Origin of the sequence: Streptomyces sp. NPDC057002 (assembly GCF_042673825.1) — a bacterium.
GTDB lineage: Bacteria > Actinomycetota > Actinomycetes > Streptomycetales > Streptomycetaceae > Streptomyces.
Window position 1 is genome coordinate 282,909 of the sequence record NZ_JBHURZ010000002.1, and the last position, 13,636, is coordinate 296,544.

At 72.1% G+C, this 13,636-nt stretch carries 15 protein-coding genes and 1 pseudogene; 7 read left to right on the forward strand and 9 right to left on the reverse strand.

The window, feature by feature from the left end:
* Positions 1 to 2 precede the first annotated feature (2 nt).
* The 4 genes from ACFT32_RS09420 to purU are packed head-to-tail and all read left to right on the forward strand — an operon-like array spanning position 3 to position 4,588.
* Positions 3 to 284 (forward strand): sarcosine oxidase subunit delta, encoded by a 282-nt coding sequence (locus ACFT32_RS09420; RefSeq protein WP_382487578.1) that lies wholly within the window; start codon positions 3 to 5, stop codon positions 282 to 284.
* A complete protein-coding gene (locus tag ACFT32_RS09425; protein WP_382487580.1) occupies positions 281 to 3,091 on the forward strand; it encodes a sarcosine oxidase subunit alpha family protein in 2,811 nt (936 codons plus the stop codon). Before ACFT32_RS09420 ends, ACFT32_RS09425 begins: the two co-directional genes overlap by 4 nt.
* On the forward strand, positions 3,084 to 3,707 hold the full coding sequence (locus ACFT32_RS09430; RefSeq protein ID WP_382487582.1) for a sarcosine oxidase subunit gamma: 624 nt from the start codon (positions 3,084 to 3,086) through the stop codon (positions 3,705 to 3,707). The genes ACFT32_RS09425 and ACFT32_RS09430 overlap by 8 nt, the downstream gene beginning before the upstream one ends.
* Positions 3,707 to 4,588: a formyltetrahydrofolate deformylase gene (purU, locus tag ACFT32_RS09435; RefSeq protein WP_382487584.1), complete on the forward strand. Its 882-nt coding sequence runs from the start codon at positions 3,707 to 3,709 to the stop codon at positions 4,586 to 4,588. Before ACFT32_RS09430 ends, purU begins: the two co-directional genes overlap by 1 nt.
* A gap of 45 nt (positions 4,589 to 4,633) precedes the next feature.
* Here the strand turns inward: purU and ACFT32_RS09440 are convergent, their stop codons facing one another.
* Both ACFT32_RS09440 and ACFT32_RS09445 read right to left on the reverse strand, forming a co-directional pair.
* Positions 4,634 to 4,822 carry a hypothetical protein gene (locus tag ACFT32_RS09440; RefSeq protein ID WP_382487585.1) on the reverse strand — a complete coding sequence of 63 codons (189 nt, stop codon included), beginning with the start codon at positions 4,820 to 4,822 and terminating at the stop codon, positions 4,634 to 4,636.
* A gap of 52 nt (positions 4,823 to 4,874) precedes the next feature.
* Complete coding sequence (locus ACFT32_RS09445) at positions 4,875 to 5,510, reverse strand: LysE family translocator (RefSeq protein WP_382487587.1); 636 nt, start codon at positions 5,508 to 5,510, stop codon at positions 4,875 to 4,877.
* Between the two features lie 111 nt (positions 5,511 to 5,621).
* Between ACFT32_RS09445 and ACFT32_RS09450 the strand changes: the two genes are divergently transcribed.
* Positions 5,622 to 6,074 carry an Lrp/AsnC family transcriptional regulator gene (locus ACFT32_RS09450; protein WP_382487589.1) on the forward strand — a complete coding sequence of 151 codons (453 nt, stop codon included), beginning with the start codon at positions 5,622 to 5,624 and terminating at the stop codon, positions 6,072 to 6,074.
* A 12-nt stretch (positions 6,075 to 6,086) separates the two neighbouring features.
* Here ACFT32_RS09450 and ACFT32_RS09455 read toward each other — a convergent pair whose 3' ends face one another.
* Positions 6,087 to 7,040, reverse strand: coding sequence for a phosphotransferase family protein (locus ACFT32_RS09455; RefSeq protein ID WP_382487591.1), 954 nt, complete (start codon positions 7,038 to 7,040; stop codon positions 6,087 to 6,089).
* A gap of 175 nt (positions 7,041 to 7,215) precedes the next feature.
* Here ACFT32_RS09455 and ACFT32_RS09460 point away from each other — a divergent pair.
* Together ACFT32_RS09460 and ACFT32_RS09465 are read left to right on the forward strand one after the other, a co-directional pair.
* A pseudogene (locus ACFT32_RS09460) lies at positions 7,216 to 7,341 on the forward strand (AraC family transcriptional regulator); the annotation flags it as partial.
* Between the two features lie 66 nt (positions 7,342 to 7,407).
* Positions 7,408 to 8,076, forward strand: coding sequence for a DUF5701 family protein (locus tag ACFT32_RS09465; protein WP_382487593.1), 669 nt, complete (start codon positions 7,408 to 7,410; stop codon positions 8,074 to 8,076).
* Between the two features lie 291 nt (positions 8,077 to 8,367).
* Here the strand turns inward: ACFT32_RS09465 and ACFT32_RS09470 are convergent, their stop codons facing one another.
* The 6 genes from ACFT32_RS09470 to ACFT32_RS09495 all read right to left on the reverse strand — a co-directional run bounded on the left by ACFT32_RS09470 (position 8,368) and on the right by ACFT32_RS09495 (position 13,502).
* Complete coding sequence (locus tag ACFT32_RS09470; protein ID WP_382487595.1) at positions 8,368 to 9,213, reverse strand: DUF4097 domain-containing protein; 846 nt, start codon at positions 9,211 to 9,213, stop codon at positions 8,368 to 8,370.
* Positions 9,213 to 9,743: a toxin-antitoxin system HicB family antitoxin gene (locus ACFT32_RS09475; RefSeq protein WP_382487596.1), complete on the reverse strand. Its 531-nt coding sequence runs from the start codon at positions 9,741 to 9,743 to the stop codon at positions 9,213 to 9,215. Before ACFT32_RS09475 ends, ACFT32_RS09470 begins: the two co-directional genes overlap by 1 nt.
* A gap of 78 nt (positions 9,744 to 9,821) precedes the next feature.
* Complete coding sequence (locus tag ACFT32_RS09480) at positions 9,822 to 11,024, reverse strand: acyl-CoA dehydrogenase family protein (RefSeq protein ID WP_382487598.1); 1,203 nt, start codon at positions 11,022 to 11,024, stop codon at positions 9,822 to 9,824.
* A 1-nt stretch (position 11,025) separates the two neighbouring features.
* Positions 11,026 to 11,976, reverse strand: coding sequence for an SDR family NAD(P)-dependent oxidoreductase (locus ACFT32_RS09485; RefSeq protein WP_382487600.1), 951 nt, complete (start codon positions 11,974 to 11,976; stop codon positions 11,026 to 11,028).
* Complete coding sequence (locus ACFT32_RS09490; RefSeq protein ID WP_382487602.1) at positions 11,973 to 12,719, reverse strand: acetoacetate decarboxylase; 747 nt, start codon at positions 12,717 to 12,719, stop codon at positions 11,973 to 11,975. The genes ACFT32_RS09485 and ACFT32_RS09490 overlap by 4 nt, the downstream gene beginning before the upstream one ends.
* A gap of 6 nt (positions 12,720 to 12,725) precedes the next feature.
* The gene (locus tag ACFT32_RS09495; protein WP_382487604.1) at positions 12,726 to 13,502 is read right to left on the reverse strand and encodes a crotonase/enoyl-CoA hydratase family protein; all 777 of its coding nucleotides are present in this window, start codon (positions 13,500 to 13,502) and stop codon (positions 12,726 to 12,728) included.
* Positions 13,503 to 13,636: the final 134 nt, after the last annotated feature.

Below are 13,636 nucleotides of genomic sequence, written 5' to 3' on the forward strand. Positions count from 1 at the left end.
CCGTGCTGCTCATCACCTGCCCCTGGTGCGGTCCGCGCAACGAGACCGAGTACCACTACGGCGGCCAGGCCCACGTCCCCCACCCCGAGAACCCGGGCGAGCTCACCGACGAGCAGTGGGCCGCGTACGTCTTCTACCGGGACAACCCCAAGGGCCCCTTCGCGGAACGGTGGATGCACGGCATCGGCTGCCGCCGCTGGTTCAACGTCCTGCGCGACACCGCCACCCACGAGGTGCTGACCTCGTACCGCCTCGACGAGCCCCGTCCCGGAGGGAACCGATGACCGAACAGCGCTTCCGGCTCCCGCAGGGGGGCCGTATCGACCGCGGCACCGTGCTGCGGTTCACCGTCGACGGCCGGGAACTGACCGGCCACCCCGGCGACACCCTCGCCTCGGCCATGCTGGCGAACGGCCTCGTCGAGGTCGCCCCGTCCCTGTACCGGGGCCGCCCGCGCGGCATCGTCGCCGCGGGTGCCGAGGAGCCCAACGCCCTGGTGCAGCTCGACGGCCCGTGCTCGGAGGGCATGCTCCCGGCGACGACGGTGGAGCTGTACGACGGCCTGTCCGCCACCACCCTCTCCGGGATGGGCAGGCTCGACCCGACCCCCGACCCCGCCGTCTACGACAAGAAGTTCGTCCACACCGACGTCCTGATCGTCGGCGCCGGTCCGGCCGGACTCGCGGCCGCCGCCGCTGCCGCCGGCTCCGGCGCCCGCGTGATCCTCGTCGACGACCAGCCCGAGCCCGGCGGTTCACTGTTCTCTGACACCGAGTGGGTCGCCGACGTCCGGGCGGCCCTCGACGCCGCCCCCGAGGTCGTCGTGCTGCCCCGCACCACGGCCTTCGGCTCCTACGACGACAACTACGTGCTCGCTCTCCAGCGGCGCACCGACCACCTCGGAACGCTGGAAGGCGTCTCCCGGCAACGGCTGTGGCACATCCGGGCCCGTCAGGTGGTCCTGGCGACCGGCGCGCACGAGCGTCCGCTGGTCTTCGCCGGCAACGACCGGCCCGGGGTGATGCTCGCCGGGGCCGTGCGGACGTACCTCAACCGGTATGCCGTGGCGCCGGGTTCGCGGGCCGTGGTGAGCACCACCAACGACAGCGCTTACGACACGGTCGTCGATCTGCACGACGCGGGCATCCCCGTCGCGGCCGTCGTGGACGCGCGCGCCGAGCTGTCCCCCCGGGCCGCCGAGGCCGCCGCGGCGACCGGGGTACGGGTGCTGACGGGCAGCGCGGTGGCCGGGACCGAGGGAGAGGGACGGATCACGGGTGTCACTGTCCGGGCCCTCGACGGAGGTGAACCGGAGTCGTTCGACTGCGACTTGCTCGCCGTGTCGGGCGGGTGGAGCCCGGTGGTGCATCTGCACAGCCAGCGGCAGGGGCGGCTGCGCTGGGACGAGGAACTGGTCGCGTTCGTTCCCGAGGGCGCCGTACGGGATCAACAGGTCGTGGGGGCGGCGCGGGGGGCGTACGACCTCGACGGCTGTCTGGCCGAGGGAGCGCGGGCGGGTGCGCTGGCCGCGACGGAGGCCGGGTTCCCGGTGCGGGTGCCGCCGGCTCGGTCCGAGCCGGAGCGCTCCGAGGTGCGCGCCCTGTGGCTGGTCCCCGGTGACTCCTGGGACACCCACTTCGTCGACCTGCAACGCGATGTCACCGTCGCCGACGTCCTGCGCTCGACCGGCGCCGGGTTGCGGGGCGTCGAGCACGTCAAGCGCTACACCTCGCTCGGCACGGCCAACGACCAGGGCAAGACGTCCGGCGTCAACGCGATCGGGGTGATCGCCGAGATCCTCGGCGGTGCGCCCGGCGAGATCGGCACCACGGCCTACCGGGCGCCCTACACACCGATCGCCTTCGCCGCGCTGGCCGGGCGTGAGCGCGGTGAGCTGTTCGACCCGGAGCGCACCACCTCGATCCACGGCTGGCATGTCGCGCACGGCGCGGAGTTCGAGGACGTCGGGCAGTGGAAGCGCCCCCGGTACTACCCGCAGCACGATGAGGACATGGAGACGGCCGTCGCCCGGGAGTGCCGAGCGGCCCGCGAGGGGGTGGCGTTCATGGACGCCTCCACCCTCGGCAAGATCGAGATCCGGGGCGCGGACGCGGGCGAGTTCCTCAACCGCGTCTATACCAACGCCTTCAAGAAGCTGAAGCCCGGCATGGCCCGCTACGGCGTGATGTGCAAGCCCGACGGCATGATCTTCGACGACGGTGTGACACTCCGCCTCGACGACGACCGCTACTTCATGACCACCACGACCGGCGGCGCCGCCGGGGTCCTGGACTGGCTGGAGGAGTGGCTCCAGACCGAATGGCCCGGACTCGACGTCCACTGCACCTCGGTGACCGAGCAGTGGGCGACGATCGCCGTCGTCGGGCCGCAGTCGCGCGAGGTCGTCGCCCATCTCGCCCCCGACGTCGACCTGTCCAACGAGGCCTTCCCGTTCATGGCCTTCCGCGAGACCACCCTGGCCTCCGGCATCCCGGCCCGCATCTGCCGGATCTCCTTCTCCGGCGAACTCGCCTACGAGATCAACGTCTTTGCGTGGTACGGCCTCGCGGTGTGGGAGGAGGTGGACGCGGTCGGCCGGCCGTACGGCATCACCCCCTACGGCACCGAGACCATGCACGTCCTGCGGGCCGAGAAGGGCTACATCATCGTCGGCCAGGACACCGACGGCACCGTCACCCCGCAGGACGCGGGCATGTCCTGGGTGGTCTCGAAGCAGAAGGACTTCATCGGAAAGCGGTCCTTCGCCCGCCCGGACACCTCCCGCACCGACCGCAAGCACCTGGTCGGCCTGCTGCCGAGCGACCGCACGACCCGGCTGCCCGAAGGCACCCAACTCGTCGCGCCGGACGTGCCGATCACCCCCGAGGCCGGGCCGGTGCCGATGCTCGGCCACGTCACCTCCAGCTACCACAGCCCGGCCCTCGGCCGCCCCTTCGCCCTCGCCCTCGTCGCCGACGGACGGGCCAGGATCGGCGAGACCCTGCTCGCTCCGGTGGGCGAGGACCTGGTGCCCGTCGAGGTGGCCGAGTGCGTCCTCTACGACCCCGAAGGGACCAAGCGAGATGGCTGAGCCGACGATCGACACGGGCCCGGTGGCCCTGCGCAGGAGTCCCCTGGAACATCTGGAGGACCGGATGCGGGCCGCCGCCGTCACCGGCGCCCGGGGCGTCACCCTCACGGAGCGGCCGTTCCTCACCATGGTGAACGTGCGCGTCGACCCCGCTTCCGAGACGGCCGAACGGATCGAGAAGACCCTGGGGACGAGGCTCCCGCGCGAGTGCGGGCACACCACCGCGTCGGGCCCGCACACGGCCGTCTGGCTGGGACCCGACGAGTGGCTCGTCATCTCCCGGGCCGACGGGACCGCTGTGACCGCCGAGTTGCGCGAGGCACTCGGGGCAGACCCGGGCTCGGTCGTGGACGTCTCCGCCAACCGCACCGTGCTGGAGCTGCGCGGCCCGTCCGCCCGGCAGGTGCTGGAGAAGGGCTGCCCCCTGGATCTGCACCCCCGGGCCTTCGGTGCGGGCCGGGCGGTGTCGACCACGGTGGGCCCGGTCGCCGTACTGCTCCGGCAGATCGACGACGCGCCGGCCTATCACCTGCTCCCGCGCTCCTCGTTCGCCGACCACCTGGCGCGCTGGCTCATCGACGCGATGAGCGAGTTCCGTGGCGCGGAGGTGCCCTGATGAGCACCTCACCACAGACAGCGTCACCCCAGACAGAGCATGTCCTGACCCTCGACTGCCCCGAGGCCCCCGGCATCGTCCACGCCGTCTCGCGGTTCCTGCTGGAGCACGGCAGCGACATCATCGACAACCAGCAGTTCGGCGACCGCCGCGACGGCCACTTCTTCATGCGGGTGCGCTTCGCCGCCGCCGGCGGCGAGACCGTGACGGAGTCCCTGTGCCGCGACTTCGCCGCCGTGGCCGCCCCCTTCGCCATGCGGTGGCTTCTCGAACCCGTCAGCACCCGGCGGCGCGTGCTGGTCATGGTGTCCCGCTACGGCCACTGCCTCAACGACCTGCTCTTCCGCGCCCGCAGCGGTGACCTGCCCGTCGACGTGGTCGCGGTGGTCTCCAACCACCGCGACCACGAGGCCCTCGTCACCTGGCACGGCATCCCGTTCTTCCACGTCCCGGTCACCGCAGCGACCAAACCCGAGGCCGAGGCCCGGCTCCTCGGCCTCGTCGACTCGCTCGACGTCGACCTGGTCGTGCTGGCGCGCTATATGCAGGTCCTCTCGGACGGTCTGTGCTCCCGGCTGGCCGGCCGGGCGATCAACATCCACCACTCGTTCCTGCCGAGCTTCAAGGGCGCCAAGCCCTACCACCAGGCGCACGAACGCGGCGTCAAGCTCGTCGGCGCGACCGCCCACTACGTCACCGCCGACCTCGACGAGGGCCCGATCATCGCCCAGGAGGTCAGGGACGTCGGCCACAGCCACACCCCCGAGGACCTCGTCGCCATCGGCCGGGACGCGGAGTCGGCGGCCCTGGCCCGGGCGGTCCGCTGGCACTGCGAGGGCCGGGTGTTCGTCCAGGGCAGACGCACGGTGATCCTCCGCTGACGCCCGCGGGCCCGGTCGGCGTGTCTCAGGCCGGGTTCACACGGATCAGGGTCTGCTGTCCGCTCGCGACGAGCCCCCGCCGGCCGTCCTGGACGCCCCGATGTCGACGCGGCCGGGCGTGACCCGCGTGATCCGGGCGCCCAGGTGTGTCATCAGCCCCTGCTGCCCGAAGCTCTCCCGGACACGGGCCTCCGTCTCCGGGCTCGTCAGTTCCTGCTGCGCCTGCTCTTCCACGTGCTCTCCTTCGGCGGACATCGGGAGGGTACGTACCAGGGTGCGCCGGGCGTCAGCCGACGAGGCGTTCCAACAGCAGGAACCCGCCGATGGCGATCATCAGCGCACCCGAGGCGCGGGTGACCGCCCGGGCCGCGGAGGGCCTGGTGCTCAGGACCGTACGGGCCAGGACGCCCACGCCTAGATAGACGACGGCGCAGGCGGTCATGTGCAGCGTGCCGAACAGGCCGGTCTGCGTAGCCACCGGCCAGCCGCCCGCGGGGTCGATGAACTGCGGGAACAGCGAGAAGTAGAGGAGCAGCGCCTTCGGGTTGAGGCCGCTGATCCCGGCTCCCTTGAGCATGATCCGCAAGCGGGAGGCGCCCGCCCCCGAGGCGGCACCCACCTCTGCCTCGGAGGCCGCGAGGGCGGCCGGCTGCCGCAGCACGCCCCAGCCGAGCCACACCAGATAGCCGGCTCCCGCCACGGTCAGCGCGGTCAGCAGGGTCCCCGAACTCGCCACGATCACCACCAGCCCCGCGACCGCGAGCAGGGTGTATCCGGCGTATCCGGCCACCAGCCCGGCGACCGCCGGCACGACCGACCGGTCCCGAAGACCCGCCGAGATCGCGTAGGCCCAATCCGCGCCAGGGGTGAATATCAGCAGCAGATCCACTGCCAGGAATGCCGCCAGCGTCGTCGTGTCCATGGATGGGCCCCTCTCACATGCGGTGTCGCATGAGAAAGGCTAGGTCGGATCTGCCCGAAAGTGTTCCCTTCTTTACCCCTTGATCGCGCGATCTGGGGCAGAAGCTTCTCCATGGATGCCCTGGACCGGAAAATTCTTACCGAGCTGCAGTTGGACGGCCGTCTCACGGTCACCGAGCTGGCCGCCCGAGTGAAGCTGAGCGTCTCTCCCTGCCACCGCCGCCTGCGCGATCTCGAACGCGAGGGGGCGATCCGCGGCTACCGGGCGGTCGTCGATCCGGCCGCCGTGGGCCTCGATTTCGAGGCCCTCGTCTTCGTCACCATGCGCCGGGAGGACGCCGACACCGTCACCGCCTTCGAGGAGGCGGTGTCCGCCGTGCCGCACGTGCTCCAGGCCCAGCGCCTGTTCGGCGACCCCGACTACCTCCTGCGCGTCGCCACCACCGACCTCGCCGCCTTCCAGCAGCTCTACGACCAGCAGCTCGCCCGCCTCCCCGGCATCCAGCGGCTGACGTCCACCCTCGTCATGAAGCACGTGGTCGACGACCGGCCCTTGCCGGAGTGAGCGGAACCCCGGTCACTCAGCGCCCAGACCGCCCGCGAACGGCATGGTCCGCCACTGCTCCACCGCCGGCTTCAGCGCCTCCACGAGCAGGGGCAGTTGCGGGGCGAGGGCGAGGCAGGCCACCGCGCGGGACATGCCCACGGCGTTGACGACGCGCAGGACGCCCTCGTCGAGCCGCCGCAGGCCCCGGCGTTCGGCGGCCGTGTTGTACGCGGCCTCGCACTCGGGGCCGAGCGCCGCCAGGTCCCACTCGACCGGGCCGAGCGTGGTCAGCTCGAAGTCGGAGTACAGCTCGCCGTCCGCGGCGGAGACGATGTTGGCGGCGGGGGAGTCCCCGTGGATCGGCTGGAACTCGATGCCGGGGAACGCCGCCTCGAAGGCCGCGCGTGAGCTGACGACGGGCTCCAGGATCTCCCACTCACGGCGCGCGCGGTCGAGGTCGGCCGGCTCCAGCAGATCGGGCCGCCCTTCGAGCACGGCGAGCCCCTCGGAGACGAACCGCGGTTCGGCCGCGGACAGGAACGGCAGCTCACCGGGGTACTCGCGCAGCGCGGCGTGCAGATCGGCGACCAGAGCGGAGTTGTGCGCGTAATCCGGCTCGGCACTCTTGTCCAGCTGGACGAACTGCCAGAACGTCATCGAGAAACCGTCGCGCCGCACCGGCTCCCGCGGCACGAGCGGGCTCGGCGGAATCACCGGATGGCCCTGCTCCGCGAGCCACGCCACGACATCGAGCTCCATCCGCTGCCGCGCCGCCTGGAAGCCGGGGTCGGAGTACGACGGCAGGACGGTCGGCACGCGCACCACCACCGGTGACGGGGCGAGGTGCACCACGACGGAGAACACGTCGTAGATCATCGTCGCGTCGGTCACCGTGAGCCCCAGATCACGACCCGCCTCGACGGCGGCAGCGAACGCACGGGACTTACGGGCCTCGATCTGATTAGGCGTCAAGAATCCATCCATGCCGCCGATGGTGTCACGCCCGGCAGACGCGGTGCGGTGAATTGACGATCAGTCAGATGGTAACAGGTCACGCGTCCGCACCGGGAGTCCCGTCTCGAAGGAGCGGTTCGCGGCCAGACCGGTGACCAGGGAACGGGCCCCGTCGGCCGCTTCCGCCGGGCGGTGCAGGGGGTCCGCGACCGTCGCCCGGCGCCGGGGCTTCGTGAGCCCCAGCCATTTCAGCCGTGCCTTCCGGGCGGCCTACGGCGTGACGCCCCGTGAGTGGCAGCGGAACGGCCTGTCGGGCCGATCCCATGCCTGACCCGGGGAACGTCCCGGCGTTTCGCCGCGTTGCATCGATGTTCACGCCGCCAACCCAGGGAGCATCGTGCCCGAGACCACGCCCGGCACCACCGCCGTTCTGCCCGTACTCCCGCCCCTGAGCGCACAGGCAGAGCGACTGATCGAGACGGGGGTGCACGAGATCGCGGGCCTGCCGGCCGCCGAGATCCGTACGTACGCCGCCGACGCCGAGGCCTCGGTGGGCGGCGAGGGCGCCCTGCTCGCCGTGCACCCGGACCGGGCCCCCGCCTCCGCCCTCGCGCCGCTGCTCCGCCGCGAGGGCAAGCCGGGCTTCGTAGTCGTCGACATGCCCGACGTCGACGAGTTCACCCCCACCGCCGTCGAACTGCCCGACGCCCCGCTCTACGTCCTCACCGGCCTCGACCGCGGCGACCACATGAGCAACTGGAGCCCCGAAGAGGCCCTGCCCGCCCTCACCGAGGAGGACCGCACCCCGCTGCTGCTCACCGAGGGCATCCACTGGGTGCTCCAGCAACCGGCCGCCCTGGAGCGCAACCTGTGCTTCATGACCATCGGCTCCCGGCTGCGCAAGCCGAACGGCACGTTCGACGCCCGCACCCCGGCGATCTGGATCAGCAACGGCACCGGCCGCGACGGCCGAGAGCGCCGCGATGCCCCGAAGGTCGGCTGGTGCTGGTGGAACAACCGCCACACCTGGCTGGGCTTCGCCTCCACCACGGGCCGCAAGCCCTAGCCTCCGGGCACCGGCCCGCCCCTCACTGCCCTCTCGCCGAGGTGGGCGAGGGCTTGGCCCAGGTGGAGACGGACCTTGCCCGCCTGCTTGTGCCAGCCGCGGGCGTCGAACTGCCCCCGTATGGAGCGCAGCGCGTCGGCGGCCTCTGACGGGGGTCCGCGAGGGCGTCCAGGATGCCCCGGTAGGTCTCGACCGCCCCGGAGGGGTTCGGGCCCGCCCGTGCACGGAGGGGACAGCAGGGGTGCGCCCGGGGGCGACTTCCGGGCCGCGGCGCCGTGTCCGGGCGGGCTCTCAGACCGTGGCGCGCCGGATCTCGATGCTGCCGTAGCGGGTGCGGGCCCGCACCTCCACCCTGTCGTCGCTCTCCGCGGGGCTGTCGGAGGCGGTGAGCAGATTGCGCACCCGGCCGTGGCCCGAGCTCGCGTCAAGCCACGCCGCGGTACCGGCCCGCACTCCGACCTCGATGTCCCCGTAGGAGGTCTCCAGCTCCACGCGGCCCCGGGCGACCTCATCGACCCGGAGCATCCCGTGCGCGGTGGTGGCGCGCACCCCGGCGCCCGCCCGCTCGACGGTGATGTCACCGTTGGCGCCGCTGATCCTGGCCTCTCCGGTGACGGTGCCGACGGCCGTCGTGCCGTGCGAGTTCTTCAGTACGACATTGCCCTCGACGGCGCGGATGCCGATGTTGCCCGAACTGGTCTGGGCCTCGACGTCGCCCAGGGCGTGGTCCACCGTGATGCGCCCGTGCGCGGTGTGCAGATGCAGCGGCCCCGTCTCGGCCAGCCGGATGTCGCCGGTCGAGGTCTTCACCCTGGTCCGGCCGAGCCGCCCCTCGGCACGGAAGTCGGCCCAGGCCGCTTCCGCCTCCACCCGGGAACCGGCGGGCAGTTCGATGACGATGTCCACGGACGCCGGCCGCCCGAACAGGGTGCGCTGCCGGGGCGCCTCGATGTGCAGCCGCCCGCCCGCGCAGCTCACCCGGGTCTGCTCGGCGAGCCGCACATCGGCGTCCCGCTCCGGATCCGTGGGCAGCACCTGAACGACGGTGTCGGCGCGGTCGTCGGCGAGGAACCGCACGAGTCCCGTGCCGATGCGGAGGGTCACGGCAACGGGTTCCGGGGTCTCGAAGGCGGGCATCAGCGCACCCAGCCGGTGTAGCGGTTGCCGCCGCCGCGGGTCGACTCGGTGGAGCGGGCCCGGATGTCGCCGCTCTCCACGGCCGCGTTCACCGCGCGCACCAGCCAGGCGTTGACCGACAGGCCCTCACGTGCGGCGGCCTCCTCGGCGCGCCCCTTGAGATGCCCGGGCAGGCGCAGATTGATCCGCGCGGTGGTGCCGTCGTCGGCGTCGGCGGGCGCCGGGGCCGGTGCCGGGGCCCTCGGCGGCTCGGGACGCGTGTCCGGCTCCTCGAAACCGGCGCCGGCGGGAGGCGGTGTCACGACGAAGGCGGGGTCGAGGCCGCGCAGCCGTACGTCGACCGAGCCGGGGGCGAGTTCGCGGGTGATCTCGTCCATGGCGGCGGACAGCACGTTCAGCAGTGTCAGGCGGGTCGCCGACTCCAGCGGAGCGGTCAGCCGCTCCGCCAGTTCGCGGGCGTCCTCCCCACCGGCTTCGGCAGCCACCGCGAGTTCCCGGCGGAGTGAGTCGACGTAGGGCGTGAGGTCCATGGCGGCATGATGGCATCAAGGTGGCGCCATGAGAAAACCCCAGGTCGAAGGACCTGGGGTTCACTCTTGCCGCATGTGTCACACGAAGGCGCTCTGGCCGGTGATCGACTTGCCGACGATCAGGGTGTTCATCTCGCGGGTGCCCTCGAAGGAGTAGATGGCCTCGGCGTCGGCGAAGAACCGGGCGATGTCGTGCTCCAAGAGGATTCCGTTGCCGCCGAAGATCTCCCGGCTCCAGGCGACGACCTCCCGCATCCGGGAGGTGACGAACGCCTTGGCCAGGGCGGAGTGTTCGTCACGGAAGATCCCCGCGTCCTGCAGTCGCGCGAGCTGCACCAGCATGCCCCAGGACGCCGTGATGTTGCCCAGGCTCTTGACCAGCAGGTTCTGCACCAGCTGGAAACCGCCGATCGGGCGGCCGAACTGGCGCCGCTCCCGCGCGTAGTCCAGGGCCAGTTCGTAGGCGCCGACCATCACGCCCAGCGCCTGCCAGGCCACCCCGCCGCGGGTGGCGCGCAGGATCTCGGCGACGTCCCGGAAGGAGTTGATGTTCTGCAGGCGGTTCGCCTCCGGCACCCGGACGTCGGTCAGGGTGATCTCGGCGTTCTCCACGATCCGGAAGGCGATCTTGCCCTCGATCTTCACCGGCTCGAAGCCGGGCGTGCCCTTCTCGACGACGAAGCCCTTGACGTGGTTGTCGTCGACGTCCCGGGCCCACACCACGACGTAGTCGGCGAAGGTCGCGTTGCCGATCCACTTCTTGGCGCCGTTCAGGACCCAGGTGTCGCCCTCGCGCCGGGCCGTGGTGCGCATGCCGCCCGCGACGTCGGAGCCGCCGAGCGGTTCGGTCATGGCGAACGCGCCGATCCTGTCCATCGCGGCCATCTCCGGGAGCCAGCGATCGCGCTGCTCCTGGTCGCCGCCCGAGTGGACCGAGTACATCGCCAGGCCGTTGTGGACGCCGAAGAAGGTGGACACGGAGGCGTCGGTGCGGGTCATCTCCAGGGCGAGCATGCCGCTGAGGAGGTTGCTGACGGCGGGGCGGTGTTCGCCGTAGCCCTCGTAGGGCAGTCCGGCGAGGCCGCTGTCCCGGAACAGGGAGATGAGCTCGGTGGGGAACTCGCCCTTGGCCCAGTTCTCGTTCACCAGCGGCTTGACCTCGTCCCGCATGAGGGCGCGGGCCTTGAGGAGGATCTTGCGCTCCTCGTCGGGCAGCAGGGCCTCGTAGCCGTAGAAGTCGGCGGTCAGCTGGTCCTCGAGCGGTTCCATGGGGGTGGTCATCTCAGTTCTCCTCCTTGTCGGCGTTGTCCAGGGCGGACAGGACAGCGAGTTGCCTGCGGTCGCGCGTCTCGGTGAGTTCCGGGTACGTGGAGGAGCCGTAGGCCTTTTCCACGGCTTCGATGAGCCGTTCCTGTTCTTCCTCGTTCTGCGACGGGGTGCCGAGCCCCGCCCACATCTGCTTCATCGAGGCTCCGATGTGCTCGGCCATGTGCCGGTAGCCGCCGGGGCCGCCGCCCAGGTGCGAGCCGAGGAACGGCCCGACGGTGGCCCAGCGCAGGCCCAGCGAGTTCGTCATCACCTTGTCGAGGTCCTCGGGGGTCACCACGCCCTGCTCGACGAGGTACACCGCCTCGCGGCTGAGCGCGTTCTGCAGCCGGTTCCCGACGAAGCCGGGGATCTCCTTGCGTTCGACGACCGGGGTGCGGCCGACCGAGGTGTAGAAGTCCACCGCGTCCTGCACGGCGTCCTCGCCGGTGCGCTCCCCGGGCACGACCTCGACGAGCGGCACCAGGTGCGGCGGGTTGAAGGGGTGGCCGATCAGGACCCGGGCGGCGGCCTCGTCCGGCAGCTCACGCGTGAACGCGCTGGACGGGATCGCCGACGAGGAGCTGAGCAGCAGCGCGTGGTCGGGCGCCTCGCGGGCCAGCGTGGCGAACAGGTCCCGCTTGAACTCGAGCCGCTCGGGGCCGTTCTCCTGGACGACGTCCGCGTCCCGGACCGCCTCGGCGACATCGGCCGCGAGGTGCACCCGGTCGGCGAGGTCCGTCACGTCCAGGCCGCGGGCGGCCAGCTGCGGGGCGTTCCGGTCCAGGGCCTCGGCCACGGCCTCGGCGAGGTCCGGCCGCGGGTCGGTCACCTTGACGGTCAGGCCGTGCGCGGCGAACAGCGTCGCCCAGGACAGTCCGATGGTCCCGGCCCCGATCACCGCGGCCGTACGGAAGGCGCGGATCATGACATGGCTCCCTTCAGGTAGTCGTGGACCGGCTCGACGCCCGCGAGCGTCAGGTCGGTGAGGATGTGGCTGGCGGAGACGACCTCCAGCACCGGCAGATCGGCCAGCGGGGCCAGCACATGCTGGAAGAGCTGCAGCCGGGCGGGGCCTGTCCACGCCTCCTTGACGGTGAGGTCGGTGATGCGGGTGCGGACGAGTTCCTGCACGCGCGGCAGACCGTCGTAGCCGGGAACGGTCTTGAGCATGAAGGTCGGCACGGTGATCTGTGCCGCCGCCTCGGCCCGGTCCAGTTCGTGGTGCTTGTAGCCCATGGTCGCGGTGGCGACCCGCAGGGCGCCGTGGTCGAGGGTGCCGACGAGCGCGCCGGTGTCGACGCGGAGCGCCGGGGAGCCCATGGCCTTCGGGTAGGCGGAGACCTCGCGGCCGGAGGCGGTCGCCGGGAAGTTGTCGAGGTACATCGCGTGCAGGTACTCGCCCCGCTCGCCCTCGAAGCCGACGGGGATCGCCTGCCCGGCCTCCGTGTAGGGGCCGTAGCCGCTGACGTCGCCCATCTTCATGACCTCGAACCGGACCAGCGGCTCATCGATCCGCAGCGGCTCCGGGACGACCGCCCGCAGCGCCTCGGGGTCGGTGCGGTAGACGACGTTGAGGTACTCCCGGTCGGTGAACCGCGGGACCGTCGGCGCGAACGCCGGGCTGGTGAGGGGGGTGGTGACGTGCCGTCGTACGTCCTCGGCCTGCATGGCGCCTCACCGTCCCGTCCACTGCGCGGGGCGGCGCTCGGCGAAGGCCGTCATGCCCTCGCGGACGTCGGCCGAGGCCATCAGGGTCTTCATCTGCCCGCGCTGGAAGGCGAAGGCCTCGGCGTCGGGCGCCCCGTCGGCCGCCCGGACGACGCGCTTCACGGCGGCGAGCGCGAGCGGGGCGTTCTCCGCGAGCCGCTCGGCCAGCCGGAGCGCCTCGGCGACGGCCTGGCCGGTGGCGGTGACCCGGTTGGCCAGGCCCAGTTCGCCGGCGCGGCGGCCGTCCACGGGCTCGCCGGTCAGCAGCAGTTCCATGGCCAGGTGGTGCGGGATCCGCTTGGGCAGCCGGATCGCACCGCCGCCCGCCGCGATCAGCCCGCGCTTGACCTCGGGCAGACCGAACCGGGCGTCCTCGGCCGCGACGATCAGGTCGCAGGCCAGGGCCAGTTCGAAGCCGCCGCCCATGGCGAAGCCCTCCACGGCGGCGATCAGCGGCTTGGCCGGCTGGGACTCGGTCAGTCCGCCGAATCCACGGCCCTCGACCTCGGGAGACTCGCCGCGCAGTGCCGCCTTGAGGTCCATGCCGGCGCTGAAGGTCGCGCCCTCACCGGTCAGGACACCGGCCCGCAGCGCCGGGTCGGCCTCCAACTCGTCCAGCGCTCCCGCCAGTTCGTCGGCCACCGCCGCGTTCACGGCGTTGCGGGCCTCGGGGCGGTCCAGGGTGATCAGCAGGGCGGAGCCGATCCGTTCGGTCCGTACGACAGGGGTTTCGGGGGTGCTCATGGTTGTCCTTCTGTGACGGCCGTCGGGGGGCGCGGGGGCCCGCCCCGCCGGCGGCGAGGGGGGGGGGGGAAATCCAAGGCGCGCAGCGGGCGGCGGCGGGGTCGGCGAGGACGTGCTCGGGGTGGGGGGCCGCG